The following is a 26,060-nucleotide window of genomic DNA, read 5'->3' on the forward strand; positions in this document are numbered from 1 at the left end:
CCCCTGTCCTGCGGGGTCCTCCTGCCCGGTGACGCGCACGTAGGGGCGGACCAGGGCCGGGTCGCCGTCGACCGGCGGCAGGACCGTGGTCTCGTCGTCGCCGATGTCGCCGTCGCCGCCGAAGTGGCCGCCTCCGACGGCTCTGCCGTCCCCGTCACCTGGCGGAAACGCCATCATTCCCCCTGCTCGGGTCGCCTGCGCGAACGCTGTCGCTCGATCGACTCGTGCGTCGATCGGGGCGATTATGCAGCATCCGTGCGACGGGGCGAGCAGGCGACCGTCAGTCGGTGAACACCCGGCCCGGTGCTTCGAGCGAGTCGTCGGCCAACGTGCGCAACATGGCCAGCAGTTCGGCGTGCTGCTCGGGGGAGTAGCCCTCCAGCTTCTCGCTCAGCTGCTCAAGCCGCGCCTCGGACAGCCGGTCGATGACGTCCCTGCCCGCCGGAGTCAGCGTCAGCACGCCCTGCGCGTCCCGCTGGACGCGTCCGGAAGCGACCATTGCGTCCAGCTTCGGGCGGATCTCGACCGGGGTGACCTTCAGCCGTCGGCAGATCTCGCCCTCGGTGATCGGCCCCGCGTGGTGGAGCCGGAAGAGGCCGTATGCCTGCGGGATCGAGATGTCGACGCCGCTGCGGTCGATGGCGCGACCGTAGCGCTCCCAGATGTTCTGGCGGCTGGACAGCCGGGTGATCATGCCCTCGATCTCCTCCGCGGAACTGCGGAAGGCGGGCGGCCCGGCCCCCTCGACCTGGTTCGTGCGTGTGGCCGTGCGCAGCGGGACCTCGCGCAGGAACAGCGACAGGACGAAGGCCAGCACCGCGATCCCGGCCGCGACCAGATAGACCGTCTGCAGCGAGACCGCGAAGATGTGCAGGAACGGGTCCAGCAGCGGTTTCAGCGCCGGTGGCGCCCTGTGCACGCTGGTCGGGTCGGCCAGCACCTGCTGCGTCGGGAACCGCGGCGACAGCGTCCCGTCCTTCTCGGCTGCGGTGATCTTCGACTTCAGTTGGTTGTTCAGCACCGTGCCGAAGATCGACGCGCCGAACGAGCCGCCGATGGACCGGAAGTAGGTGACGCCGGAGGTGGCCGTGCCCAGGTCCGCGAAGTCGGTCGAGTTCTGCACCGCGATGATCAGTACCTGCATCACCAGGCCCAGCCCGAGGCCGAGGATCAGCATGTAGAAGCCCATGACGGTGGCGCTGGTCTTCTCGTCGACCTGTGCCAGCAGCACCAGTCCGAGACTGGTCAGCGCGGTGCCGATGATCGGGTAGATCTTGTACTTGCCGGTGCGGGAGATCAGCTGGCCGGTGCCGATCGAGGTGATCAGCACGCCCGCCATCAGCGGCAGCAGCCGAAGCCCGGACTCGGTCGGCGAGTTGCCGTTGACCACCTGCATGTAGAGCGGGATGTAGGACAGCGCCCCGAACATGCACAGGCCGATGATGAAGCCCATCCCGGAGCAGACCGTGAAGATCCGGTTGCGGAACAGCCGCAGCGGCAGGACGGGCTCCGGGGCGCGCTGCTCCCAGAAGACGAAACCGGCGATCAGCAGCACGGCGCCGATCGCGCAGCCCCAGACCTCGGCCGAGTTCCACTGCCACGTCGTCCCGCCGAGGCTGGCGATCAGCACCAGGCAGGTGGAGGCCGCGGCCAGCAGCAGGGTGCCGAGGTAGTCGATCTTCGGTCGGGTCTCCGGGCTCTTGGCGTGCAGCGCGGTCGCGATGACGGCGAGTGCGACGGCGCCGACCGGCAGGTTGACGTAGAAGACCCAGCGCCAGTTGAGGTTGTCCACCAGGAAGCCGCCCAGCAGCGGGCCGACGACCGAGGAGACCCCGAAGACGGCGCCGATCACGCCCTGGTACCGCCCGCGCTCGCGCGGCGGCACGACATCGGCGATGACCGCCATCGCCAGCACCATCAGCCCGCCGCCGCCCAGGCCCTGGAGCGCGCGGAAGCCGATCAGCTCGGTCATGTTCCGCGACTGGCCGCACAGGGCAGAGCCGATCAGGAAGATGACGATGCAGATCAGGAAGACGTGCTTGCGCCCGAAGAGGTCGCCGAGCTTGCCCCACAGCGGGGTCGTCGCGGTGGCGGCCAGCATGTACGCGGTGACCACCCACGACAGGTGGTTGGCCCCGCCGAGGTCGCCGACGATCGTCGGCAGCGCGGTGGACACGATCGTCTGGTCCAGCGCCGCGAGGAACATGCCGAGCATGACGCCCAGGAACACCAGCCGCACCCGGCCCGCGCTCTCCGGCACGGGAGGCTGCTCCTCAGAACGCGCGTCAACCGCCTGCTGCTGGGCCATGCCCCCAGCAAACCCCGCACCTGCCCCTCAGGCGTCCCGGCGAGTCCGAACGAGTGAGCCACCCCGCCCGCGCCCACGCGGCTCATGCGTACGCGACCTCCAACTGCTTGATGCCGTTCAGCCACGGGGAGCGCAGGCGCTTGGGTTCGCCGCGGAGGTGGATGCCCGGCATGGCGTCGGCGATGGCGTTGAAGATGAGGTCGATCTCGAGGCGGGCGAGGTTCGCGCCGAGGCAGAAGTGGGGGCCGCCGCCGCCGAAGCCGAGGTGGGGGTTGGGGTCACGGAGGATGTCGAAGCGGTCGGGGTGGTCGAAGACGTCCTCGTCGTTGTTGGCGGAGGCGTAGAAGATGCCCACGCGCTGGCCGGCCCTGATCTCCGCGCCGCCCAGTTCGACGTCGTGCGTCGCGGTGCGCTGGAAGGAGATGACGGGCGTGGCCCAGCGGACGATCTCGTCGGCCGCCGTCTGGGGGCGGCGCTGCTTGTAGAGCTCCCACTGCTCGGGGTGCGTCAGCATCGCGTGCATGCCGTGGCTGGTGGCGTTGCGGGTGGTCTCGTTGCCGGCCACCGCCAGCACCAGGACGAAGAAGCCGAACTCGTCGCTGCTGAGGTTGCCCTGCCCGGAGGCGTTGACCAGCTTGGTGACGATGTCCTCGGCCGGGCAGGCCTTCCGCTCCTCGGCCATGCCCATGGCGTAGCTCATCAGCTCGATCGCCGACTGCATCCCCGTCTCCTGGCTGAGCGCCAGCTCGGGGTCCTCGTAGCCGACCATGGTGTTGGTCCAGTGGAAGATCTTGCTGCGGTCGCTCTGCGGGATGCCGATCAGTTCGGCGATGGCCTGCAGCGGCAGTTCGCAGGCGACGTCGGTGACGAAGTCGCCGGTGCCCTCCTTGGCCGCCGCGTGGACGATCCGCTCGGCGCGGTCGCGCAGGGTGTCCTGGAGCGCGTGGATGGCACGCGGGGTGAAGCCGCGCTGGACGATGGAGCGGAGTCTGGTGTGCTCCGGAGGGTCCATGTTCAGCATGATCAGCTTCTGGCCGTCGATGCCGGACGGGTCGATCGAGGGGTGGAACCGGATGATCGCGGTGTTGGTGTGCGAGGAGAAGGTCTCGGGGTGGGTGGAGACCTCGCGGACGTCCGCGTGCCGGGTGACCGCCCAGTAGCCGCCGTCGTCGAAGCCGGTCGTCCCGTGGGCCTGGGGTATCCAGCAGGCGGGCGCGGTGCGGCGCATCGTGGCGAACTCCGGAAGCGGCACGCGCTGCAGGTTGAGCTCCGGATCGGTCGGGTCGAATCCGTGGGGCAGGGCCGGACAGGACATCACGGGCCTCCTGAGGGGCTCCTGGGGCTGGGCTGGCGCTGATGGAACTCTGAGTAGCCCTGACGAGGCGTCAGATTTTCACTCGACGGTAGTAACACGTTCTAGTGGATGCAAGGGCCTTGCGCGGGGGGTCTGCGGACGCATACAAAGGTCCGCAGAACTAGAACGAGTATCAGTTATGGGCCACTCGGGAGGGACCGCTCATGGCCGCTGAGCCCGTCATCGTCGAGGCAGTGCGCACCCCCATCGGCAAGCGGGGCGGCGCGCTGGCCAATCTGCATCCCGCCTACCTGCTCGGCGAGACCTTCCGTGAACTGCTGGCCCGCACCGCCGTCCAACCGGACGTGGTGGAGCAGGTCGTCAGCGGCACGGTGACCCACGCCGGCGAGCAGTCCATGAACCCCGCCCGCAACGCGTGGCTGGCCATGGGCCTGCCCTACGAGGTCCCCGCCACCACCGTCGACTGCCAGTGCGGCTCCTCGCAGCAGGCCAACCACATGGTCCACAACATGGTCGCGGCGGGCGCGATCGACGTGGGCGTGGCCTGCGGCGTGGAGTCCATGTCCCGCGTCCCGCTGGGCGCGGGCTCCGCGGGCGGCCACGGCCGTCCGTTCCCCGAGGAGTGGAACGTCGACCTGCCCAACCAGTTCGAGGCCGCCGAGCGGATCGCCCGGCGGCGCGGACTGACCCGCGCGGACGTGGACCACCTCGGCCTCGTCTCCCAGCAGCGCGCCCAGCAGGCGTGGGCGGAGGAGCGGTTCAAGCGCGAGACCTACGCCGTGCAGGTGCCGACCACGGAGGCCGAGCAGCACGCGGGCCAGGGCATGTGGCGCCTTTTCGACCGCGACGAGGGCCTGCGGGACACCTCGGCCGAGGCGCTGGCCGGCCTGAAGCCGGTGATGCCGACCGCGGTCCACACCGCTGGCAACTCCTCCCAGATCTCCGACGGTGCCGCCGCCGTCATGTGGGCCTCCCGCCGCGCCGCCCGCGCTCTCGGCCTCACCCCGCGCGCCCGCATCGTCGCCCAGGCGCTGGTGGGCTCCGACCCGCACTACCACCTCGACGGCCCGATCGACGCGACCCGGGCGGTGCTGGGCAAGGCGGGGATGTCGCTGAAGGACATCGACATCGTCGAGATCAACGAGGCCTTCGCCTCGGTGGTGCTGTCCTGGGCGCAGGTGATGAAGGCCGACATGGAGAAGGTCAACGTCAACGGCGGCGCGATCGCCCTCGGCCACCCGGTCGGCTCCACCGGCGCCCGCCTGATCACCACCGCCCTGCACGAACTGGAGCGCAGCGGCAAGGAGTTCGCCCTCATCACGATGTGCGCGGGCGGCGCGCTGGCGACGGGCACGATCATCCAGCGGATCTGAGGCGGGCCCGTAGTCGGGCGAGGAGGGGCGCGGTCGCGGACCGCGCCCTTGCTTCGCGCAATAAATCAAGCAAGCATGCTTGATTGTTTCTGGGGCTGCTGCCAGGCTGGGCGCATCGCGTCGGGTGGGCTTGCCGGAAGGGGCAGAGGTGTCCGAATCGATCCTGCGGGTCGGGAACGCGTCCGGGTTCTACGGGGACCGGTTCGACGCCGTGCGGGAGATGCTGACCGGCGGCCCGTTGGACGTGCTGACCGGGGACTATCTCGCCGAGCTGACCATGCTGATCCTCGGCCGTGACCGGATCGGCGATCCGGCCCTCGGATACGCCAGGACGTTCCTGCGGCAGATGGAGGAGTGCCTCGGGCTCGCGCTCGACCGCGGGGTGCGGATCGTCGTCAACGCGGGCGGGCTCAACCCCGCCGGGCTGGCCGAGAAGCTGCGGGAGCTGGCCGCGACGCTGGGGCTCGGGCAGGCACGGATCGCGCAGGTCGAAGGGGACGACGTGCTCGCCGCCGTCCAGGCGACGCGGGCCGGTGTGCTCGCGGCCAACGCGTACCTGGGCGGGTGGGGCATCAGCGCCTGCCTGGACGCCGGGGCGGACGTGGTCGTCACCGGACGCGTCACCGACGCCGCCCTGGTCAGCGGGGCAGCCGCCGCGCACTTCGGGTGGGCGCGGGACGACTGGGACCGGCTGGCCGGGGCCGTCGCCGTCGGGCACGTGCTGGAGTGCGGGACGCAGGCGACCGGCGGCAACTACTCCTTCTTCCACGAGCTGCGCCCCGCCGCGCGGCTGCGCCCCGGCTTCCCGCTCGCCGAGATCCACGCCGACGGCAGCGCCGTCGTCACCAAGCACTCCGGCACCGGCGGCGCGGTCACGGTGGAGACGGTCACCGCCCAACTCCTCTACGAGACCGGGCCCGCCCGCTACCCGGGCCCCGACGTCACCACCCGCCTGGACACCGTCCGCCTCGAGCCGGACGGTCCGGACCGCGTCCGGATGAGCGGGGTGCGCGGCGAGGCGCCGCCGCCGACGCTCAAGGTGGGCGTGAACCGGCTCGGCGGCTGGCTCGGCGAGACCGTGTTCGTCCTCACCGGTCTGGACATCGACGCCAAGGCCGAACTGATGAAGGATCAGCTCGCGGCTGAGCTCGGGGAGAAGCAACCCGCCGAGCTCCACTGGACGCTGGCCCGCACCGACCACGCCGACGCGGCGAGCGAGGAGGAGGCCAGCGCGCTGCTTCGCCTCGTCGTGCGCGACCAGGATCCGAAGCTGGTCCGCCACGCCACCGCGACCGTTCCGGTGGAGTCGGCACTCGCCGGGTATCCCGGCTTCCACGTCGCGGGGCTGCCCCAGAAGCCCAGCCCCTACGGCATCTTCGAGGCGCTGACGGCCGACCCCGCCGAGGTCCGGCACACGGCGCTGCTCCCGGACGGCCGCCGCGTCGAGATCGGGCCCGCGCCCGCCGGCCGAGCGCTGGAGCCGGTGCCCGAGCCCGGACTCCCGGAACCGCTCGACGCGACCGGGCTCGGGGCGGTCCGGCGCGCGCCACTGGGCGCCGTCGTCGGAGCGCGCAGCGGCGACAAGGGCGGCAGCGCCAACATCGGCCTCTGGGCCCGCTCCGAGGACGGCTGGCGCTGGCTGGCGCACACCCTCACCGTGGCCCGCCTCAAGGAACTCCTGCCCGAGGCAGCCGAGTTGGTCGTCACCCGGACCGTCCTGCCGAACCTGCGCGCGCTCAACTTCACCGTCGAGGGGATCCTCGGCGACGGCGTGGCCTCCCGGGCCCGGTTCGACCCGCAGGCCAAGGCGCTCGGGGAGTGGCTGCGCTCCCGCCATCTCGACATCCCGGAGGCACTGCTGTGACCGTCCTGACCACCGACGTCGACCCGCGCGGCGCCGAGTTCGCCGAGCGGCGCGAGGCCATGCTCGCCAAGCTGGCGGAGCTGGACGCCGAGCACGCCAAGGCGGTGGCGGGCGGCGGTCCCAAATACGTGGACCGCCACCGCGCCCGCGGCAAGCTGCTGGCGCGCGAGCGGATCGAGCTGCTGATCGACCCGGACACGCCGTTCCTGGAGCTGTCCACCCTCGCCGCCTGGGGCAGCGAGTACCCCGTCGGGGCGGGCCTGGTGACCGGCATCGGGCGGATCTCCGGCACGGAGTGCCTGATCACCGCGAACGACCCGACCGTGCGCGGCGGCGCCAGCAACCCGTGGACGCTGAAGAAGGCGCTGCGCTGCCACCAGATCGCGCTCGAGAACCGGCTGCCGCTGGTCAGCCTGGTCGAGTCGGGCGGTGCGGACCTGCCCAGCCAGAAGGAGATCTTCATCCCCGGCGGCGCCATGTTCCGCGACCTGACCCGGCTCTCCGCCGCCGGCATCCCGACCGTCGCCGTCGTCTTCGGCAACTCCACCGCCGGAGGCGCCTACGTCCCCGGCATGTCCGACCACGTCGTGATGATCGACGAGCGGTCCAAGGTCTTCCTCGGCGGACCGCCGCTGGTGAAGATGGCGACGGGGGAGGAGAGCGACGACGAGTCCCTCGGCGGCGCCCGGATGCACGCCCGCGTCTCCGGCCTCGCCGACCACTTCGCCGCCGACGAGGTCGACGCGCTCCACCGGGCCCGCCGCATCGTCGCCCGCCTGGAGTGGCGCAAGCAGGGCCCGGGACCGGCGGCCGGCCCGGTCGAGCCGCCGAAGTACGACGAGGAGGAGCTGCTCGGCGTCGTCCCCGCCGACCTGCGGCAGCCCTTCGACCCGCGCGAGGTCATCGCCCGCGTCGTGGACGGCTCGGAGTTCGACGAGGTCAAGCCGCTGTACGGGCCGAGCCTGGTGACGGGCTGGGCGCGGATCCACGGCTACCCCGTCGGCATCCTCGCCAACGCGCAGGGCGTCCTGTTCAGCCAGGAGGCGCAGAAGGCGGCCCAGTTCATCCAGTGGGCCAACCAGCGCGACATCCCGCTGCTCTTCCTGCACAACACCACCGGCTACATGGTCGGCAAGGAGTACGAGCAGGGCGGCATCATCAAGCACGGGGCGATGATGATCAACGCGGTCTCCAACTCCAAGGTCCCGCACCTGTCCCTGCTCGTCGGCGCGTCCTACGGCGCGGGCCACTACGGGATGTGCGGCCGGGCCTACGACCCGCGCTTCCTCTTCGCCTGGCCCAGCGCCAAGTCGGCCGTCATGGGCCCGCAGCAGCTCGCCGGGGTGCTCTCGATCGTCGCCCGCGCCTCCGCGCAGGCGCGCGGCCAGGCCTACGACGAGGAGGCGGACGCCGGTCTGCGGGCGATGGTGGAGCAGCAGATCGAGGCCGAGTCGCTGCCGATGTTCCTCTCCGGCCGCCTCTACGACGACGGCGTGATCGACCCGCGCGACACCCGCACCGTGCTGGGCCTCAGCCTCTCCGCGATCCACTCCGCGCCGGTCGAGGGCGCGCGCGGCTACGGAATCTTCCGGATGTGAGGGGACGGCCATGACCACTGACCTTGGAGCCAAGACCGTGATCGGATCCGTGCTGGTGGCCAACCGCGGCGAGATCGCCCGGCGGGTCTTCCGCACCTGCCGCGAACTCGGCGTCGCCGCCGTCGCCGTCTTCGCCGACCCGGACGCGGACGCGCCGTTCGTGCGCGAGGCCGACGCCGCCGTGCGCCTGCCGGGAGCCGCGCCCGCCGACACCTACCTGCGCGGCGACCTCGTCATCGCGGCGGCCCGCGCCGCGGGCGCGGACGCCGTCCACCCGGGCTACGGATTCCTGTCCGAGAACGCCGAGTTCGCGCAGGCCGTGCTCGACGCCGGACTCGTCTGGATCGGCCCGCCGCCGAGCGCCATCGCCGCGATGGGCGTCAAGACGCGCGCCAAGGAGCTGATGGCCGACGCAGGCGTGCCGGTGCTCACCGTCGCGGGCGAGCCGACCCACGGGGACCTGCCGCTGCTGGTCAAGGCCGCTGCGGGCGGCGGCGGACGCGGCATGCGCGTGGTGCGCGAACTCGCACAGCTGGACGCCGAGCTGGCGACGGCCCGGCAGGAGGCGCTGGCCGCCTTCGGCAGCGACGAGGTCTTCGTCGAGCCCTACGTCGAGACCGGCCGCCATGTCGAGGTGCAACTGCTCGCCGACGCGCACGGCATCGTCTGGGCGGTAGGCGAACGCGACTGCTCGATCCAGCGGCGGCACCAGAAGGTCGTCGAGGAGGCTCCCGCGCCGCTGCTCGCCGACGACGCCCGGGCCCGCCTGCACGAGGCCGCCCGGGCGGCAGCCCGGGCGATCGGCTACGTCGGCGCCGGGACCGCCGAGTTCCTGCTCGCGCCCGACGGCCGGTTCTTCTTCCTGGAGATGAACACCCGCCTCCAGGTCGAGCACCCCGTCACCGAGTGCGTCACCGGACTGGACCTCGTTGCGCTCCAACTCCTCGTCGCCGAGGGTGGATCGCTGCCCTCGGCGGAGCCGCCCGCACCGCGCGGCCACGCGATCGAGGTCCGCCTCTACGCGGAGGACCCGGCCCGCGACTGGCAGCCGCAGACCGGCACCGTCGAGCGCCTCGACATCCCGGGCGTCACCGCCGAGTTCTCCCCGCCGCGCGCGGGCGAGCAGGCCGGGCTGCGCCTCGACGCGGGCGCCCTGGCCGGCAGCGGGGTCGGCGTCCACTACGACGCCATGCTGGCCAAGGTCATCGCCTGGGCGCCCACCCGCGCCGAGGCCGCCCGCCGCCTCGCGGGTGCGCTGGAACGCGCCCGCGTCCACGGCCTGACCACCAACCGCGACCTGCTCGTCCGGGTGCTGCGCCATCCCGAGTTCCTGGCCGGACGCGTCGACACCGCCTTCCTGACCCGGCACCCCGGCGAGGGCGCCCCCGAGAAGGAAGCCGTCGCACTCGCCGCACTGGCCGCGGCCCTCGGCGACGCCGCCGCCAACCGGACGCTGATCGGCGGCGGTTGGCGCAACGTCCCGGCGCACCCGCAGGTCAAGCGGTACGCCCACGACGGCGTCGAGCACGAGGTTCGCTACCGCCTCACCCGTGACGGCCTGTGCGCCGAGAGCCACCCCGACGTGGCGCTGGTGGCCGCCGCACCGGACCGCGTCGTCCTCGAAGTCGAGGGCGTGCGGCGGACGTTCGACCTCGCCCGGTACGACGCCCGTGGGGGCGCGCCGCTCGTCCACGTCGACTCCCCGCTCGGCGCGCTCGCGTTGACGGTTCTGCCGCGCTTCCCCGAGCCGGAGCGGGAGACGGCCGCGGGGTCGCTGCTGGCGCCCATGCCGGGCACGGTCGCCCGGGTCGAGGCGGCTGTGGGCGATGTGGTGACGGCCGGTCAGCCGCTGCTGTGGCTGGAGGCGATGAAGATGCAGCACCGCATCACCGCGCCGACCGACGGCGTGGTCACCGAACTTCGCGCGGCCGTCGGCCAGCAGGTCGACACCGGCGCGCTCCTCGCCGTCATCGGCGAGTCCACCGAGTCGTCAGCGAACCAGGAGGGGACCTCGCAGCCATGACCGCGACGTACGAGAGCACCTTCGTCGAATCCGAGGAACGCCGCGACCTGCGCGCCGCCGTGCGGGCGTTGGGCAGCCGTTACGGCCTCGACTATCTGATCGCCTGCGGAAAGGAGCACCGCCCCGCCGACGAACTGTGGCGCGAGGCGGGCAAGCTGGGCTTCCTCGGCGTCAACCTGCCGGAGGCGTACGGGGGCGGCGGTGCCGGCATCCAGGAGCTGGCCATCGTCCTGGAGGAGCTCGGCACGGCCGGCTGCCCGCTGCTGATGCTGGTGGTCACCCCGGCGATCTGCGGCAGCATCCTCGCCCGCTTCGGCACCGACGCGCAGAAGCAGGAGTGGCTGCCCGGCTTCGCCGACGGCACCCGCCGGATGGCCTTCGGCATCACCGAGCCCGACGCCGGCTCCAACTCGCACCGGATCACCACCACCGCGCGCCGCGACGGTTCCGACTGGGTCCTGAGCGGCCAGAAGGTCTTCATCTCGGGCGTCGACGCGGCGGACGCCACCCTCGTCGTGGGCCGTACCGAGGACGCGAAGACCGGCAAGCTGAAGCCGGCCCTGTTCATCGTCCCCCGGGAGACCCCGGGCTTCGAGTACCAGCCGATCGAGATGGAACTGCACCTGCCCGAGCGGCAGTTCCAGCTCTTCCTGGACGAGGTGCGGCTCCCCGCCGACGCCCTGGTCGGCGACGAGGACGCGGGCCTGCTGCAGCTGTTCGCGGGCCTCAACCCCGAGCGCATCATGGCCGCGGCCTACTCGGCCGGCATGGCCCGCCTCGCGCTCGACCGCGCCGTCGACTACGCCAAGGAGCGCACGGTCTGGAAGGACCCGATCGGCGCGCACCAGGGCATCTCCCACCCGCTGGCCCAGGTCCGCATCGAGCTGGAGCTGGCCCGGCTGATGACCCAGAAGGCCGCGTTCCTCTACGACGCGGGCGACGACTTGGGCGCGGGCGAGGCCGCGAACATGGCCAAGTACGCGGCGGCGGAGGCGGCCGTGCGGGCCGTCGACCAGGCCGTGCAGACGCTCGGCGGCAACGGACTGGCGTCCGAGTACGGCCTCGCCTCGCTGATCGCGGGCGTCAGGGTCGGCCGGATCGCGCCAGTCAGCCGCGAGATGATCCTCAACTTCGTCGCCCAGCACACCCTGGGGCTGCCCAAGTCCTACTGAGTCCCGTCCCGGTGGACGGATCCGCTGGTGCCCGCGGGGGCGACGTAGAGTTCCTCACGGAAAGGAAACACCGTGTCGACAGCAACCGCCGCCTCCGCGCGAGCCCCCAAGCAGGACCGCAGCAGAGCCACCCGCCAGCGGCTCCTGGAGGCGGCCGTCGACTGCCTGGCCGAGGCGGGCTGGTCCGGCAGCACCGTCGCCGTCGTCGCGGAGAGGGCCGGCGTCTCCCGGGGCGCCGCCCAGCACCACTTCCCGACCCGCGAGGACCTCTTCACCGCGGCGGTCGAACACGTCGCGGTCCAGCGCCGCGCGGAACTCGACGCCCGCGCCGCGGCGCTCCCGGCCTCCGGCCCGCGCCGCAACGAGGCCGTCGTCCGGATGCTCGTCGGCCTCTACACCACCCCGCTGTTCCGCGCCGCCCTGCAGCTGTGGGTGGCGGTCAGCACCGACGACCAGCTCCGTCCCCGGGTCACCGAACTCGAGTCCCGCATCGGCCGTGAGACCCACCGCACCGCCGTCACCCTCCTCGGCGCGGACGAGTCCCGCCCCGGCGTCCGGGAGACGGTCCAGGCCACCCTCGACATGGCCCGCGGCCTCGGCCTCGCCGACGTCCTCAGCGACGACAGCGAGCGGCGGGAACGCATCGTGCGCCAGTGGGCGCGCATCCTCGACACGCAGCTGTGATCCGACTCGTTCGGGTGAAGGCGTCCTGACTCTCTGGCGTGCCTCGCCGACGCTCCGTGAAGCTGGTCCCGAACGCGGAGGGGGTGCACCATGAGTGCTATGACGCAAGAGGCGATTCCTGCGGAGTCCGACCTCCTGGAGAGCTTTCTCGCTCTGGAGACCCCAAGGGGTTTCCGGGCCGAGCTCATCGAGGGGAGGATCTTGGTGTCACCTCCGCCGGACGGAGATCACCAGGACATCATCGAGCTCATCACGCATCAGGTGTATCGCCGTGCGTTGGTCTCGATGCAGCAGTCTGGGAACACCGGACTGAAGCTGCCGGGCAGTCCGAAGAACCACGTGATTCCCGACATCACGTTCGCGCCCCGAGAGCTGCGTCTCTTTCGCGGAGCGCCACCGTGGATGGCGAGCGACGGCGTCGCGATGGTGGTCGAGGTCACCAGCACCCGGCCGTCCGACGACCGCACGGTGAAGCGCCACTGCTATGCGCAAGCAGCCATCCCGCTCTACCTGATCGTCGATCGGACCGAGGGCCAGGTGGTCCTTTACAGCGGGCCCTCGGGTGACGACTACCTGCACGGCACGACGGTCGCGTTCGGGGAGTCGTTGCCGCTGCCCGAACCGTTCGGGTTCGCGCTGGAAACCTCCGACTTCCTCTGACGGTCAGGACTGCCGGCGACGGCGGGCGCGGGTCCAGCTGATGAAGAGGCCGCCGCCGACGCCCGCGACCACCAGCGCGACGAAGCCGACGATCTTCGTCTCGTTGCTGCCCTTCTTGGGCGCCGGAGTGGTGCTCGGGGCGGGTGAGGGCGCGTTGCCGCCCTCCTGCCCCACGACCATGTTCGGGAGCGCGACCGTGGACGTCGAGGCCGAGTGGGGCGCGTCGGCGAACGCGGGGGCGGTGACGCCCAGGAGAGCGGACGCGCAGAGCGCCACGACGGCCACCTGCGCGGCGGGTCGACGGATGGCGGAAAGCATGGCAAAAAGCCCTTTCGATGATCAACTGTACACACACCCTAACCTGTTCCGGGGACCGCTCCCGCACGTGGTCGTCCGGGTCAGCGTGCGTGGTAGAGCACGGGCTCCTCGTCGGTGACGGCCTCCGCCAGGCCTGTCTTCACGAGTCGGCGCAGATGTGCCGCCGCCTCCGAGACGGCGAGATGGCGGGCCAGGAAGCCGAGTTCGGCCCAGGGGCGGTTCCAGTGCATGCCCTGGGCGGCCTCCCACAGCGTCATGGGTCTGGCGCGCAGCTGTCTGTGCAGGTCCGCGAGGCGCGCCGCGTGGTGGTCCAGCAACTCCCGTACCCGGCCCGGTGCGTCCGTGAAGCGGTACTGGTGCGCGGGTAGGATCTCCTCCGGTCCGAGTGCGGCGATGCGCTCCAGGGAGTCGAGGAAGTCGCCCAGCGGATCGGTCGGTTCGTCCTGGGGGTTCTCCGGATACAGCGACACCACAGGGCTGATGGTCGGCAGCAGGTGGTCGCCGCTCAGCAGCCGGGTCCGTGGCTTCTCGTCGAGGAACAGGCAGACGTGGCCGGGGGTGTGGCCGGGCGTCCACATGACGCGCAGTGCGCGGCCGGGGACGCCGGCGCTCTCGCCGTGGACGAGTTCGCGGTCGGGGACGAGTGCGCCGAGCGTGGCGGGGCCGGCCTCGGAGTCGCCGCCCCAGGAGCGCAGCGCGGCGAGGTGCTCCTCGGGGAGGCCTGCCGCGCGCATCGAGCGGGCCATCCGGTCGATCCACCTCTCCGCGGGGACGTCCCGGATCGCCCGCACGACCGCCGCTTCGGCCGCGTGCATGCCGACCCAGGCGCCCGAGGCGGCCTGGACGTGCGCCGAGAGCCCGTGATGGTCGGGATGGTGATGGGTGATCAGGACGCCGTGGACGTCCTCCAGGGCGAAACCCGCCGCGGCGACGCCGGCGCGCAACTGCTCGCGGCCGGTCGGGTCGTCCCAGCCGGTGTCCACGAGGACCGGTCCGCGGTCACTTTCCAGCAGGTGGACGAGGGTGTAGCGCAGGGGGTTGTCCGGGATCGGCACGGGGATGCTCCACACACCGCCGCCGAGGTCCTGGACGGGCGGAAGCACGCGGTCACGCCACGCCTCCCGGTCGGGCTGCTCGTCCTGCGGGTCCGGTGCGGACACGGGCACGGCCACGGGCTGCCTCCTCGGAACTGCAACGCGTTCTTTGCGCAATGCACCTGTCGCGGCAGCGTACTGCATGGCCATTGCCGCCTATAACTAGAACTGGTATCAGTTCTCATGCAGGGGGACGGGAGACCGGTTCGGGAGGAGAGACCGATGGTCGACGGCGTGACCGAGTACGGCGAGCTCTACATCGGCGGATCGCTCGTGGCGCCGGCCGGCGCCGAGGTGATCGAGGTGATCTCCCCGCACACGGAGGAGGTCATCGGGCGCGTGCCGCACGCCTCCCGCGAGGACGTGGACCGCGCCGTCGCCGTCGCGCGCAAGGCCTTCGACGAGGGGCCGTGGCCGCGGATGAGCATCGAGGAGCGGATCGAGGTCTGCACCCGGATCAAGGACGGCATCGCCGCCCGCGCGGACGAGATCGCCCGCGTGATCAGCTCCGAGAACGGCTCCCCGTACTCGTGGAGCATCCTGGCCCAGGCCTTCGGGCCGGTGATGATCTGGGACTCGGCGATCACGATCGCGAGGAACTTCCGCTACGAGGAGTACCGCAGCGGCGTCCTCAGCCCGATCCTGGTCCGGCGTGAGCCCGTCGGCGTGGTCGCGGCCGTGGTCCCGTGGAACGTCCCGCAGTTCGTCGCGGCCGCGAAGCTCGCTCCCGCGCTGCTGGCCGGCTGCACCGTCGTGCTCAAGCCCTCGCCGGAGACGCCGCTCGACTCCTACGTCCTCGCCGAGATCGCCACCGAGGCCGGGCTGCCCGAGGGCGTTCTCAGCATCCTCCCGGCCGACCGCGAGGTCAGCGAGTACCTGGTCGGCCACCCCGGCATCGACAAGATCTCCTTCACCGGCTCGGTTCCGGCCGGCAAGCGGATCATGGAGGTCGCCTCCCGCAACCTGACCCGCGTCACGCTGGAGCTCGGCGGCAAGTCCGCCGCCATCCTGCTCCCCGACGCGGACCTGGACGCGGCCGTCGCCAACCTCATGGGTTCCTCCTACATGAACAACGGTCAGGCCTGCGTCGCCCTGACCCGCGTCCTCGCGCCGCGCTCGCGCTACGACGAGATCGCCGACAGGATGGCCGCCGCCGTCGGGTCCCTCGTGGTCGGCGATCCGCTGGACGGCGCCACCCAGGTCGGTCCGCTGGTCGCCCGGCGCCAGCAGCAGCGCAACCTCGACTACATCCGCATCGGCCAGGAGGAGGGCGCGAAGGTCCTCGCCGGCGGCGGCGTCCCCGCGTCCCAGCCTCGCGGCTGGTACGTCGAACCGACGCTGCTCGGGTCCGTCGACAACCGGATGCGCGTCGCGCGCGAGGAGATCTTCGGCCCCGTGGTCTGCCTGCTGCCCTACGACGACGAGGCGGACGCGATCCGGATCGCCAACGACTCCGAGTACGGCCTCTCCGGCAGCGTCTGGGCGGGCGACGCCGCCCACGGCGTCGACGTGGCCCGGCAGGTGCGCACCGGCACCTTCTCGGTCAACAGCTTCAGCCTCGACTTCAACGGCCCCTTCGGCGGCTTCAAGAACTCCGGGCTGGGCCGCGAGTTCGGCCCCGAGGGCCTGGCCGGCTTCCTGGAGGACAAGACCATCAACCTCCCCCAGGGCTACCCCGTCCCGGAGGGTGAGTGAGCATGGGCGACCGCTGGCGAGTGGAGGTCGACCGGGGCGTCTGCATCAGCAGCGGCTTCTGCGCGAGCAACGCGCCGGACGCCTTCAAGCTGGACGCCGCCCGGCAGTCCCACCCGGTCGAGGACGAGATTGACGCGTCCGAGGTGGTTCTGGCTGCGGCGGAGACGTGCCCGGTGGAGGCGATCCTGATCCAGATGGCGGAGTCCGGGGATCCAGTCTTTCCCGACTAGGGACGTCCCGCCCCTGGTGGCTGCAACTACAGCGTCAGCAGCTTGCAGGCCGTTTCGAGGTCGATGCGGACCTGGGCGATCGAGGCGCGGCCGGAGAGCCAGGTGACCAGGGCCGAGTGCCAGGTGTGCTCGATGACCCGGACCGCGGCCAGCTGCTCGCGGGTCGGGGGTTCCGTCAGGCCCATGGCGTCGAGGATGAGTTGCCCGGTGATCCGGCTGACCTGGTCGACCTCGGCGCTCACCGAGCGGTCGGCGAAGGTGAGGGCGCGGACCATCGCCTCCGCGAGCTGTGGCTCGCGCTGAAGGCCGCGGAAGGTGCGCATCAGGGTGTCGGCCACCCGCGCGCCGGGGTCCTCGCCCTCGACGGGGTGCTTGCGGGTCTGCTCCTGGAAGATCTGCAGCTGGTCCTGCATCGTCGCGACCAGCAGATGCACCTTGGAGGGGAAGTACCGGTAGAGGGTCCCGAGGGCGACGCCCGCCAGCTCCGCGACCTCGCGCATCTGGACCGCCTCGAAGCCGCCGCGGGACGCCAGCTGCGCGGCGGTGTGCAGGATGCGGCGTCGACGCGCCTCCTGTCGCTCCGTGAGCGGTGGCGCTGCCGGGCGCGGGCTGGTCGTCATCGGGTGCTCCTACGTGCCTGCCACTGGACCTCACGCATGATGGCGTACAGCGCGGGCGTGGCGCGAATCACCCGCCCCGGCCGATTTCGTCAAGCTACGGACCGGTAATCTTCAAGCTCTCTCGCTGCCGCCACGCTGGAACGTGTTCTAGATTACCCTGGCCGGGACTGCCCCGGGAGGCCGCGCGCCAACCGGGAAGCGGATCGGGAGACCAGCAAGAGACCCAGGAGAGGGGTCGAGTTGACCGTGAGCCACGACGACGCGCCTCTGCGTATCGCGCTGCTCTCGTACAAGGGCAACCCGTTCTGCGGCGGGCAGGGTGTCTACGTCAGACACCTGTCGCGCGAACTCGCCCGGCTCGGGCACGACGTGCGCGTGCTCGGCGGCCAGCCGTACCCCGTCCTCGACCACCACGCCGTCGATCCGGACGGCCCGGGCAGGCTCGCCTTCACCGAGATCGCCAGCCTCGACCTCTACCGCGATCCGGACCCGTTCCGGACGCCGGGGCTGTCGGAGTACCGCGGGCCGGTCGACGTGCTGGAGACCGCGATCATGCGCACCGGCGGCTTCCCCGAGCCGCTCACCTTCAGCCTCCGCGCCCGGCGTCACCTGGCCCTGCACCGCGGCCGCTACGACGTCGTGCACGACAACCAGACCCTCGGCTACGGCCTGCTCGGCCTGGACCGGATCGGCTTCCCGCTGGTCACCACGATCCACCACCCGATCACCGTGGACCGCAAGCTGGACCTGGACGCGGCCGAGGGCCGCCTGCGGAAGCTCTCCGTTCGCCGCTGGTACGCGTTCACGCGGATGCAGCGCCGCGTGGCCGCCCGGCTCGACTCCGTGCTGACCGTCTCCGAGAGCTCCGCCCGCGAGATCGTCGAACACCTCGACGTCGCCCCCGGCCGCGTCCACGTCGTGCCGATCGGCGCGGACGTGGAGCTGTGGTCGCCGGACCCGTCCGTCGCCGAGGTGCCGGGCCGGATCGTCACCACCTCCAGCGCCAACGTGCCGCTCAAGGGCCTGGTGTTCCTGGTCGAGGCGCTCGCCAAGGTCCGCACCGAGCGCGACGCGCACCTCGTCGTGGTCGGCAGGCGGCCCCAGGGTGGACCGGTCGCGGAGGCGATCAGGCGGCTCGGGCTGGAGGATGCCGTCGAGTTCCGCGGCGGCATCGACGACGCCGCCTTCGTGGACCTGGTCCGCAGCGCCGAGGTCGCCTGCGTCCCGTCGCTCTACGAGGGGTTCTCGCTTCCGGCCGCCGAGGCGATGGCCACCGGCACCCCGCTCGTGGCCACGACCGGCGGGGCGATCCCGGAGGTCGCCGGCCCGGACGGGGAGACCTGCCTGGCCGTCCCGCCGGGCGACCCCGGAGCGCTGGCCGCAGCGCTCGGCCGGCTGCTGGACGAGCCCGAACTGCGCGCCCGCATCGGTGCGGCGGGCCGGGCCCGGGTGCTGGACCGCTTCACCTGGCGCCGCGCCGCCGAGCTCACCGTCGAGCGCTACCGCGAGGCGATCGCCACCGGCGTCGGGCGGCACGCCCGCGCGGGCCGCGGCTGGCGCTACGTCTGACCGCCCTTCCTCTCCTTTCTCTTCGAGCCCGTCATCGTTAGGAGCCCCCGGCCGTGCTGACCGTCGACTTCTCCCGCTTTCCGATCGCCCCCGGCGACCGGGTGCTCGACCTCGGCTGCGGCGGCGGACGCCACGCCTTCGAGGTGTACCGGCGCGGTGGCCGCGTGGTCGCCCTGGACCAGAACGCGGACGAGATCCGCGAGGTGCGCAAGTGGTTCGCCGCGATGGAGCTGGAGGGCGAGGCCCCGGCCGGCGCCTCCGCGATCGCGGTCGAGGGCGACGCGCTCAACCTGCCGTTCCCGGACGACAGTTTCGACAAGATCATCATCTCCGAGGTGATGGAGCACATCCCGGACGACAAGGGCGTGCTCGCGGAGATGGTCCGCGTCCTGCGGCCCGGCGGCTCGATCGCCATCACCGTCCCGCGCTGGCTGCCCGAGCAGATCTGCTGGGCGCTCTCGGACGCCTACCACGAGGTCGAGGGCGGCCACATCCGCATCTACCGCGGCGACGAGCTGCTGGAGAAGATGAGCGAGGCCGGTCTCGTCCCGCACGGCACCCACCACGCCCACGCGCTGCACTCGCCGTACTGGTGGATCAAGTGCGCGGTCGGCGTCGACAACGACAAGGCGCTGCCGGTCCGCGCGTACCATCAGCTCCTGGTCTGGGACATCGTCGGAGCGCCCGTCATCGGCAAGCTCACCCGCCTGACCGAGAAGGCGCTCAACCCCGTCATCGGCAAGAGCTTCGTCGCCTACGCGACCAAGCCGCGCACCGGCGAGGCCGCCTCCTTCGAAGGCGCGGCCTTCGAGGGCGCCGCGTTCGGGGCGGGCGAGTGAGGACGCTGATCCTGGACGGGGTGCTCACCGCCGAGCAGGCCGCGGCCACCGTCCGCAGCATCCTCGCCGAGCAGCGCGCCGACGGCGCGATCCCGTGGTTCACCGGCGGCCACCTCGACCCCTGGGACCACGTCGAGGCCGCCATGGCCCTCGACGTGGCCGGCGAGCACGCGGCCGCGGAGGCCGCCTACCGATGGCTGATGGACCGTCAGAACCCGGACGGCTCCTGGTACGCGGCCTACCGGGAGGGGGTGGCGAGCGAACTGAACCGCGAGTCCAACTTCTGCGCCTACGTCGCCGTCGGAGCCTGGCACCACTACCTCTCCACCGGCGACGACGCGTTCCTGGAGGAGATCTGGCCCACCGTCAGCCGGGCCGTCGCCTTCGTGCTCGGGCTCGGCCGCGCGGACGGGACCGTCTCCTGGCGTCGCGAGGAGGACGGCTCCGCCCCCGACGAGGCCCTGCTCACCGGCTGCTCCAGCATCCACCACGCGCTGCGCTGCGCCCTGGCCGTCGCCGAGCACCTGGAGGAACCCCAGCCCGACTGGGAGCTGGCCGCGGGCCGCCTCGGCCACGCCGTGGCGCACCACCCGGAGCGCTTCCTCGACAAGGACCGCTACTCCATGGACTGGTACTACCCGGTCCTCGGCACCGCGTTGCGCGGCGCCGCCGCGAAGGAGCGCATCGAGCGCGACTGGGACCGCTTCGTCGTCCCGGGCCTCGGCGTCCGCTGCGTCTCCGACCGCCCCTGGGTCACCGGCGGCGAGAGCGCGGAGCTGGCGCTGGCGCTGTGGGCGATCGGGGAGTCCACCCGCGCGGTGGAGATCCTCAAGTCCATCCAGCACCTGCGCCACACCGACGGCGGCTACTGGACGGGCTACGTCTTCGAGGACGACGCGATCTGGCCCGAGGAGCGCACCACCTGGACCGCGGGCGCGTTGCTGCTCGCCGTGGCCGCCCTCGGCGGCGACGAGGCGACGGTGTCCGTCTTCGGCGGCGAGCCGCTTCCCGTGGGCCTGACGGAGGAGTGCTGCGCGGCGGTCATCTGAGCGGGACGCCGCAGCATCCCGGGTCGGCACAGGAGCCACAAGTCGGCCGAGCCGAGCACTCCGGGGTGCTAGCGTCCGCCCCATGGCTATGGACTGGCTTTCACACGAGCAGTACCTCGACCACGCCGCCGAGCACGCGCGCCGGACCGCCGAGCTCGCGCAGGGCGCCGACATGAGCGCGCCCGTGCCGAGCTGTCCGGACTGGTTGATGCGGGACCTGCTGTTCCACCAGGGCATGGTGTTCCGCTGGATCGGGGAGGTCGTCGCCCGCAAGGCGACCGAGCGGGTGCCGTTCCGCGAGGTGCCGGACGCGGCGATGCCGGAGGGCGGCGAAGCCGCGTGGCTGCAGGCGGGCGCGGACCGCACGGTCGCCCTGCTCCGGGAGACCGGACCGGACCTCGCGGTGTGGGGCTGGGCCCACGGCGGCGGGACACGCTGGTGGGCGCGGAGGATCGCGCACGAGTCCCTGGTGCACCGGATCGACGCCGAACTGACCGTCGGTGCGCGGCCGGAGGCCGACGCCGCGCTGGCCGCCGACAACGTCGACGAGCTGCTGACCAACGCGTCGGACTTCGACGCCCGCGCCTTCGCGGGCCGGTCCGGACTCGCCGGCGAGGGCGACAGCCTGCACCTGCACTGCACCGACGTGCCCGGCGAGTGGCAACTGCGGCGCACCGCCGAGGCGTTCACCCTCGAGTACGGTCACGCCAAGGCGGACGCCGCCGTGCGCGGCAGCGCGCGGGACGTGATGCTGTGGCTCAACGGCCGTCTGCCGCAGGGCGAGGCGGGCCCGGAGCGGTTCGGCGAGGAGCGGGTGCCGCAGCTGTGGCGGGCCGGGCTCTCGCTGGGCTGACCCGGACCGCGTTTACAGGACCAGCTCGGCCAGCGTCCGCAGCGTCTCCGGATCGCGTGAGGTGACCAGAAGGTCGGTGACGGGTGTGTCCCGCCACGCCGTCAGCCGGTCGGCGATGCGTTCACGCGGGCCGACCAGGCTGATCTCGTCGGCGAACGCCGCGGGGACCGCGGCGACGGCCTCCTCGCGGCGGCCGGCCAGGAAGAGCTCCTGGATGCGCCGCGCCTCGGCCTCGTAGCCCATCCTGGCCATCAGGTCGGCATGGAAGTTGCGGGCCTGCGCGCCCATGCCGCCGACGTAGAAGCCGAGCATGGCCCGGATCGGCGCGAGCCCCTCGTCCACGTCCGCGCAGACGCGGGCGTGGACGAGCGGGGCGACCATGAAACCGGGCCGGGCGCCCGCCAGTGGCTCGGCGTAGAGCTCGCGCCAGCGTTCGGGGGAGAAGTAGAGCGGCAGCCAGCCGTCGGCGATCCGCGTGGTCTGCGCGATGTTCTTCGGGCCCTCGGCGCCCAGCAGGATCGGGATGTCCGGGCGCAGCGGGTGGACGATCGGCTTGAGCGGCTTGCCGAGGCCGGTGCCGTCGGGGCCCGGATACGGGAGCGGGTGGTAGCGGCCCTCCAGGGCGACCGGCTTCTCGCGGCGCAGGGCCTGGTGGATCACGTCCACGTACTCGCGCACGGCGGTCAGCGGGGAGCGCGGAAACGGGCGCCCGTACCAGCCCTCCACCACCTGCGGCCCGGACAGGCCGAGGCCCAGCAGCAGCCGTCCGTCGCTGAGGTGGTCGAGCGTCATCGCGTGCATGGCGGTGGCGGTCGGGGTGCGGGCGGCCATCTGCGCGATGCCGGTGCCGAGGCGGATCCGCCTGGTGTGGGCGGCGATCCAGGTCAGCGGGGTGAACACGTCCGAACCCCAGGACTCGGCGGTCCACACCGAGTCGTAGCCGAGGCGCTCGGCCTCCTGGGCGAGTTCGACGAAACCGGGGGTCGGCGCCGCGCCCCAGTATCCGAGGACCAGACCGAGCCGCATGACGGAACCCCCTCGCTTGGCTGACGGTGTGTCAGATTAGCGAGGGGGTCCGTAAGGGACAACAGCGCGCTCAGCCGCGCTGGATGCCCGTTGTGTCGACGAGCAGCCCGCTCTTGCCCTCCTGCGTCCGCGCGAGCAGCGCCTCGCCGCGCTGGGCGATGGCCAGGTACCAGGTGCCGGGGACGAGTTCGCCGACCGGCGCGCCCTTCGGGTCGTTCTCGGGCGCGAGCGGCCGGGCGGCCGGGACGGCGAACCAGAACGGCGCGAAGGCGGCCGCGGGCTTCTCCGGCTCGGCGGCGGCCGCCGGTGCGGCAGGTGACTGCGCGGCCAGCGGGGAGGGCGTGCCCAGACGCACCGTCGAGGCCGCGCCGGGCGGGGTGTCCTGCGGGGTGTGGCGCGACAGCCGCGCGGTCGCGGCGTCCGAGGCCTCCCTGGAACCCGATCCCGAGCCCAGGCCCGCACCGGCAGCCGCGCCGGCCGCCGACTGCTCCGCCGGGGTCGACAGCGGCAGCGTCGTCGCCTGCTTCTCCGGACCCTGGAACGGCTGGCCCGGCTGGGACTGCTGGACCGGCTGCGGGTGGAAGTGGCCGACGTGCGACTGCTGCTGGCCCACCGGCGCGCCGAAACCGGGCACGCCCGGCTGCTCCTCGGCGCCCTGCGGCGCGTACGGGGAGGGCGGGGCCTGCGGCGTGGACTGCGGCAGCAGCGGCGCGGCGAGGAACGGCAGGACAGGTCCGGCCACCGCCAGCACCACGTCGGCCGCGCAGAACACGAATGCCAGGAACGCGCCGAGCTGCGGGCTCGAGGAGACCTCGGGGTGCCCGAAGAGGTCACCGGTCGGGCCGCCGAACAGCGTCCACAGCGCGGACCACGCCGCGGCCACCGTCAGCACGACGCCCCAGGGGCGCAGGCCGATGCCGAGCGCGGACGGCTCCTGCGGCAGCAGCCGACCCAGCAGCACCAGGACCGGACCGATCACGCCGAGCAGAACGACGCCGGGCAGCAGCGGGAAGAGCGAGGCGCTCCACGCGTTGGTGGAGCAGGCGGAGGCCGTCCCGGTGCACTCGTCCGCGCCCGCTTGGAAGAACGTGAAGAAGGAGGAGACGAGGAGCAGCAGCGCCGAAGCCGCCAGTGCGGCGTCCCCTCGGGTGACGGTTCGCAGATTCACCGCTTAAGCCTCTCGTGTGTCGTGGACCGTTGGCGCACGGAACCGCTGGGACCGGTTGTGACCGTACCAGCCGGATCAGTTCCCCTCGTGGAGGACGAACTGGCTGAGGCCGTTGGCGATGCCCTGGGCCGCCTCCTGACGCCAGGCGGCGGAGGTCAGCCGCTCCGCGTCACCGGAGTTGCGCATGTTGGCGCACTCGATGAAGACCTTCGGCACCGTGGACAGGTTCAGCCCGCCCAGGTCGCTGCGGATGTCGTAGCCCACGCCGCCGTTGATGTAGTTGGCGAACGGCTCGCCCGTCGCCGCGGCGAAGGCGGACCGCACGTCCAGACCCAGCGTGTGCGACGGAGCGACGATCGCGCTGTTGTTCACACCTCCGGCGATCACCGTCTGAGGCATGATCACATGGAAGCCGTGGTCGGTCGCACCCGCCCCGTCGGCGTGGATGGAGATCGCCGCGTCCGCGTGGGCGCGGTTGCCGATCTCCGCGCGCTGGGTCACGCACGGACCCCACGGCGTGTCGCCGTTCTGGGTGAGCACGACGGTGGCGCCCTCGGCCTGGAGCAGCGCGCGCACCCGGCGCGACACGTCGAGGGTGAACTGCGCCTCCGGGTATCCGGCGTTGGTCGAGGCGCCCGTGGTGTCGCACGCCTTGCTGCTGTTGCCGACGAACACCAGGCTGTTGATCTGGCTCGGGTGGTCGACGTTGTTCGGGTTGTGCCCGGGGTCGATCACGATCACCTTGCCCGCGAGCGGCTTCCCTGCGGAGCCCGAGCCCGGTGCGGTGGCCGACGCGGACCCGGACGGGGAGGCGCTGCCGCCGGGTGTGCCGGAGGGGTGCGCGCTCGGGAGGGCCTCCTGGCTCGATCCGTCGGCGGCCGCGGGGTGGTTGCCCGATCCCTTGCCCGGCTCGCCGGCTATCGCCCGCCAGCCCAGCCAGCCGGCGAAGCAGAGGGGCACCAGCGCGGCCAGGACCAGCACGAGCGTGGTGGTCCTGGTGCGATGCGGCCGCTTTGGCCCGAAGTCGTCAGAAGTCATTTTTCGTCCACGAAGGCAGTCCGTACTGTCCGGCGATCTGGTCCCATTCCACCACGAAGGCGTTCTTGTCATTCGTGGCCTTGGTGTTGGCGGCCGTCACGGACTGGGGGAGCGGGGCGTTCGGAGTGCAGCTGCCGGAGGCGAGCGAGCCCGCGTACGTCGCGTAGGCGTTGTCGGCGTTGGCCGAGTCCTGCTCGGCCTGCGCGAGCTGCTGCATGAGCGCCCCGCCGTTCGGCAGCTGCGAGACGTTCAGGGTGCTCGCCTGGTTCGCCAGGCTCTGGCGGGTGTTCGCCGCGCTCTGGAACGCGCCCTGCGCGTCGGCCAGGTTGGTGCAGCCCGACACGTCCGTGGCGGCCGAGCCGATGGACTGGCGCACGCTCTTGCTCTGCGACAGCAGGCTGTCGACGGCCTGGGCCTGCGTCTGCGCGCTCGCTCCGGCACTCCCGGAGGCGGAGGGGGACGCCCCGTCGCTGGGCGAGCCGCTCGGCGCCGCCGAGCTCCCGGTGGAGCCGGACGGGCCGCCACCACTCGCCACGGGCGAGGCCTTCGGCCCGGCGCTGCCGCTCGACCGCCCCAGGCCGAGCCCCCACACCGCGCCGACACCGAGCAGCGCGGCGACCACGATCACGATCGCGACCAGTGCCCCGGTCGACAGCCGCTTCGGCGGCTCGTCGCCGCGGTAGGCCGCGGGCGGCGGCTGAGGGCTCCCGAAGTCCGGCCGCTGGAACGGCGCCGGTCCGGTCGGCGGGTAGCCGGCGCCCTGCGCCGGAGTCTGGAAGTCCGGTGCCTGGAAGTCCGGCGCCTGGCTGGGCGGGGTGAAGGCGGGCGGAGCGAACGGAGCCGGGCCGCCGAAGGAGTCACCGCGCAGCGGCGCTTCCGCGCCGGCCTGGCCCGGCTGGGCGCCGGGCGGCCCGAAGGGCGGGGTGCCGAATCCTGAGGCGTGCGGTGGCTGCGCGCCCCGGGCGGTGACGGTGGGGACCTCGGCTCCGGTCTGGCCAGGCTGGGGCGCGGTCGGCCGGACGCCGGGTTGCCCGAAGGTGGAGGGGCCGCCGGTCGGCGTGCCGAACCTGCCGGCTGCCTGTGGCTGCGCGCCGGTGGCGGTCGTGGTCGGCGCTTCCGCGCCGGCCTGGCCCGGCCGGGCGCCGGGCGGCCCGAAGGGCGCCGTGCCGGGCGGGGTGCCGAATCCTGCGGCGTGCGGCGGCTGCGCGCCGGGCGCGGTGACGGTGGGCACCTCCGCCCCGGCCTGGCCCGGCGTGAACGGAGGTGGGCCGCCCGGTGAGGTGGGGCGGGTGTCCATGCCCGGGCCGGGTGTCCGGCCCGGCACGCTGCCGAAGTAGGGGCGTGCCACGGGCTGGTCGAACCGGGTGGGCACCGGCGCCTCGGTGTCGGCACCGGCCTGCGGGGTGGGCTGGGGCGGGACCGTGCCGGGGACCGGCGGCAGGACCGCCGTCTCCTCCGCGTCGCCCGGCCGGGGCGGACCGGCCTGGCCCGCGCGCGGGTCCTGCGGCGGGGTGGCGGCGGGGCGCGCCCCCGCGGGCCCAGCCGCCCGCGCCGCCGGTGGCCG

At 72.6% G+C, this 26,060-nt stretch carries 22 protein-coding genes; 13 read left to right on the forward strand and 9 right to left on the reverse strand.

The features are described from left to right. Nucleotides 1–280 precede the first annotated feature (280 nt). Complete coding sequence (locus TR49_RS09865) at nucleotides 281–2,308, reverse strand: MFS transporter (protein WP_042379667.1); 2,028 nt, start codon at nucleotides 2,306–2,308, stop codon at nucleotides 281–283. 82 nt (nucleotides 2,309–2,390) lie between these two features. Further along, a complete protein-coding gene (locus tag TR49_RS09870) occupies nucleotides 2,391–3,623 on the reverse strand; it encodes a cytochrome P450 (protein ID WP_042379670.1) in 1,233 nt (410 codons plus the stop codon). A 203-nt stretch (nucleotides 3,624–3,826) separates the two neighbouring features. On the opposite strand from TR49_RS09870, the gene TR49_RS09875 reads away from it, so the two are divergent. The 7 genes from TR49_RS09875 to TR49_RS09905 all read left to right on the forward strand — a co-directional run bounded on the left by TR49_RS09875 (nucleotide 3,827) and on the right by TR49_RS09905 (nucleotide 12,997). Continuing rightward, a complete protein-coding gene (locus tag TR49_RS09875) occupies nucleotides 3,827–4,996 on the forward strand; it encodes a steroid 3-ketoacyl-CoA thiolase (protein WP_042379673.1) in 1,170 nt (389 codons plus the stop codon). 148 nt (nucleotides 4,997–5,144) lie between these two features. Beyond that, nucleotides 5,145–6,860: an acyclic terpene utilization AtuA family protein gene (locus tag TR49_RS09880; RefSeq protein ID WP_084724751.1), complete on the forward strand. Its 1,716-nt coding sequence runs from the start codon at nucleotides 5,145–5,147 to the stop codon at nucleotides 6,858–6,860. After that, nucleotides 6,857–8,458, forward strand: a complete 1,602-nt coding sequence (locus TR49_RS09885) for an acyl-CoA carboxylase subunit beta (RefSeq protein ID WP_042379676.1) — start codon at nucleotides 6,857–6,859, stop codon at nucleotides 8,456–8,458. Before TR49_RS09880 ends, TR49_RS09885 begins: the two co-directional genes overlap by 4 nt. Nucleotides 8,459–8,468: 10 nt before the next feature. Further along, entirely contained in the window at nucleotides 8,469–10,481 is a 2,013-nt protein-coding gene (locus TR49_RS09890) for an acetyl/propionyl/methylcrotonyl-CoA carboxylase subunit alpha (RefSeq protein ID WP_042379679.1), read from the forward strand. After that, the gene (locus TR49_RS09895; RefSeq protein WP_042379682.1) at nucleotides 10,478–11,653 is read left to right on the forward strand and encodes an acyl-CoA dehydrogenase family protein; all 1,176 of its coding nucleotides are present in this window, start codon (nucleotides 10,478–10,480) and stop codon (nucleotides 11,651–11,653) included. Before TR49_RS09890 ends, TR49_RS09895 begins: the two co-directional genes overlap by 4 nt. A gap of 72 nt (nucleotides 11,654–11,725) precedes the next feature. Then, nucleotides 11,726–12,337 carry a TetR/AcrR family transcriptional regulator gene (locus TR49_RS09900; protein ID WP_042379683.1) on the forward strand — a complete coding sequence of 204 codons (612 nt, stop codon included), beginning with the start codon at nucleotides 11,726–11,728 and terminating at the stop codon, nucleotides 12,335–12,337. A 99-nt stretch (nucleotides 12,338–12,436) separates the two neighbouring features. Further along, on the forward strand, nucleotides 12,437–12,997 hold the full coding sequence (locus TR49_RS09905) for a Uma2 family endonuclease (RefSeq protein ID WP_042379685.1): 561 nt from the start codon (nucleotides 12,437–12,439) through the stop codon (nucleotides 12,995–12,997). A 3-nt stretch (nucleotides 12,998–13,000) separates the two neighbouring features. Here the strand turns inward: TR49_RS09905 and TR49_RS09910 are convergent, their stop codons facing one another. Next, nucleotides 13,001–13,315 (reverse strand): hypothetical protein, encoded by a 315-nt coding sequence (locus TR49_RS09910; protein ID WP_042379686.1) that lies wholly within the window; start codon nucleotides 13,313–13,315, stop codon nucleotides 13,001–13,003. 80 nt (nucleotides 13,316–13,395) lie between these two features. Then, a complete protein-coding gene (locus TR49_RS09915; protein WP_042380121.1) occupies nucleotides 13,396–14,418 on the reverse strand; it encodes an MBL fold metallo-hydrolase in 1,023 nt (340 codons plus the stop codon). A 213-nt stretch (nucleotides 14,419–14,631) separates the two neighbouring features. On the opposite strand from TR49_RS09915, the gene TR49_RS09920 reads away from it, so the two are divergent. Both TR49_RS09920 and TR49_RS09925 read left to right on the forward strand, forming a co-directional pair. Then, nucleotides 14,632–16,104 (forward strand): aldehyde dehydrogenase, encoded by a 1,473-nt coding sequence (locus TR49_RS09920; RefSeq protein ID WP_042379688.1) that lies wholly within the window; start codon nucleotides 14,632–14,634, stop codon nucleotides 16,102–16,104. 2 nt (nucleotides 16,105–16,106) lie between these two features. Beyond that, nucleotides 16,107–16,334 carry a ferredoxin gene (locus TR49_RS09925; protein ID WP_042379691.1) on the forward strand — a complete coding sequence of 76 codons (228 nt, stop codon included), beginning with the start codon at nucleotides 16,107–16,109 and terminating at the stop codon, nucleotides 16,332–16,334. Between the two features lie 26 nt (nucleotides 16,335–16,360). On the opposite strand, the gene TR49_RS09930 is transcribed toward TR49_RS09925, so the two are convergent. Beyond that, on the reverse strand, nucleotides 16,361–16,954 hold the full coding sequence (locus tag TR49_RS09930; protein ID WP_042379694.1) for a TetR family transcriptional regulator: 594 nt from the start codon (nucleotides 16,952–16,954) through the stop codon (nucleotides 16,361–16,363). Between the two features lie 240 nt (nucleotides 16,955–17,194). Between TR49_RS09930 and TR49_RS09935 the strand changes: the two genes are divergently transcribed. The 4 genes from TR49_RS09935 to TR49_RS09950 all read left to right on the forward strand — a co-directional run bounded on the left by TR49_RS09935 (nucleotide 17,195) and on the right by TR49_RS09950 (nucleotide 21,264). Continuing rightward, complete coding sequence (locus TR49_RS09935; RefSeq protein ID WP_042379697.1) at nucleotides 17,195–18,523, forward strand: glycosyltransferase family 4 protein; 1,329 nt, start codon at nucleotides 17,195–17,197, stop codon at nucleotides 18,521–18,523. A 53-nt stretch (nucleotides 18,524–18,576) separates the two neighbouring features. Then, on the forward strand, nucleotides 18,577–19,362 hold the full coding sequence (locus TR49_RS09940; RefSeq protein ID WP_042379700.1) for a class I SAM-dependent methyltransferase: 786 nt from the start codon (nucleotides 18,577–18,579) through the stop codon (nucleotides 19,360–19,362). Next, complete coding sequence (locus TR49_RS09945) at nucleotides 19,359–20,411, forward strand: prenyltransferase/squalene oxidase repeat-containing protein (RefSeq protein WP_084724752.1); 1,053 nt, start codon at nucleotides 19,359–19,361, stop codon at nucleotides 20,409–20,411. The genes TR49_RS09940 and TR49_RS09945 overlap by 4 nt, the downstream gene beginning before the upstream one ends. An 82-nt stretch (nucleotides 20,412–20,493) precedes the next feature. Then, entirely contained in the window at nucleotides 20,494–21,264 is a 771-nt protein-coding gene (locus TR49_RS09950) for a maleylpyruvate isomerase N-terminal domain-containing protein (RefSeq protein ID WP_084724753.1), read from the forward strand. Between the two features lie 12 nt (nucleotides 21,265–21,276). On the opposite strand, the gene TR49_RS09955 is transcribed toward TR49_RS09950, so the two are convergent. From TR49_RS09955 to TR49_RS09970, 4 genes are all read right to left on the reverse strand, one after another. After that, complete coding sequence (locus TR49_RS09955; RefSeq protein WP_042379703.1) at nucleotides 21,277–22,290, reverse strand: LLM class F420-dependent oxidoreductase; 1,014 nt, start codon at nucleotides 22,288–22,290, stop codon at nucleotides 21,277–21,279. Nucleotides 22,291–22,360: 70 nt separating this feature from the next. Further along, entirely contained in the window at nucleotides 22,361–23,458 is a 1,098-nt protein-coding gene (locus TR49_RS09960) for a hypothetical protein (protein WP_042379707.1), read from the reverse strand. 75 nt (nucleotides 23,459–23,533) lie between these two features. Beyond that, nucleotides 23,534–24,496: an N-acetylmuramoyl-L-alanine amidase gene (locus TR49_RS09965; protein WP_084724756.1), complete on the reverse strand. Its 963-nt coding sequence runs from the start codon at nucleotides 24,494–24,496 to the stop codon at nucleotides 23,534–23,536. Then, the coding region (locus TR49_RS09970; RefSeq protein ID WP_042379711.1) for a hypothetical protein at nucleotides 24,486–26,060 on the reverse strand (1,575 nt) is incomplete at its 5' end. The genes TR49_RS09965 and TR49_RS09970, both read right to left, overlap by 11 nt.

Origin of the sequence: Streptacidiphilus melanogenes, from assembly GCF_000787835.1 — a bacterium.
Classification (GTDB): domain Bacteria; phylum Actinomycetota; class Actinomycetes; order Streptomycetales; family Streptomycetaceae; genus Streptacidiphilus; species Streptacidiphilus melanogenes.

What these genes read in the sequence shown, in the direction of transcription:
- TR49_RS09875 (WP_042379673.1), top strand. Translation starts at nt 3,827, where the DNA reads ATGGCCGCTGAGCCCGTCATCGTCGAGGCAGTGCGCACCCCCATCGGC.
- TR49_RS09950 (WP_084724753.1), top strand. Translation starts at nt 20,494, where the DNA reads ATGGCTATGGACTGGCTTTCACACGAGCAGTACCTCGACCACGCCGCC.
- TR49_RS09930 (WP_042379694.1), bottom strand. Translation starts at nt 16,954, where the DNA reads ATGACGACCAGCCCGCGCCCGGCAGCGCCACCGCTCACGGAGCGACAG.
- TR49_RS09905 (WP_042379685.1), top strand. Translation starts at nt 12,437, where the DNA reads ATGACGCAAGAGGCGATTCCTGCGGAGTCCGACCTCCTGGAGAGCTTT.
- TR49_RS09895 (WP_042379682.1), top strand. Translation starts at nt 10,478, where the DNA reads ATGACCGCGACGTACGAGAGCACCTTCGTCGAATCCGAGGAACGCCGC.
- TR49_RS09865 (WP_042379667.1), bottom strand. Translation starts at nt 2,308, where the DNA reads ATGGCCCAGCAGCAGGCGGTTGACGCGCGTTCTGAGGAGCAGCCTCCC.
- TR49_RS09965 (WP_084724756.1), bottom strand. Translation starts at nt 24,496, where the DNA reads ATGACTTCTGACGACTTCGGGCCAAAGCGGCCGCATCGCACCAGGACC.
- TR49_RS09955 (WP_042379703.1), bottom strand. Translation starts at nt 22,290, where the DNA reads ATGCGGCTCGGTCTGGTCCTCGGATACTGGGGCGCGGCGCCGACCCCC.
- TR49_RS09920 (WP_042379688.1), top strand. Translation starts at nt 14,632, where the DNA reads ATGGTCGACGGCGTGACCGAGTACGGCGAGCTCTACATCGGCGGATCG.
- TR49_RS09890 (WP_042379679.1), top strand. Translation starts at nt 8,469, where the DNA reads ATGACCACTGACCTTGGAGCCAAGACCGTGATCGGATCCGTGCTGGTG.
- TR49_RS09925 (WP_042379691.1), top strand. Translation starts at nt 16,107, where the DNA reads ATGGGCGACCGCTGGCGAGTGGAGGTCGACCGGGGCGTCTGCATCAGC.
- TR49_RS09870 (WP_042379670.1), bottom strand. Translation starts at nt 3,623, where the DNA reads ATGTCCTGTCCGGCCCTGCCCCACGGATTCGACCCGACCGATCCGGAG.
- TR49_RS09910 (WP_042379686.1), bottom strand. Translation starts at nt 13,315, where the DNA reads ATGCTTTCCGCCATCCGTCGACCCGCCGCGCAGGTGGCCGTCGTGGCG.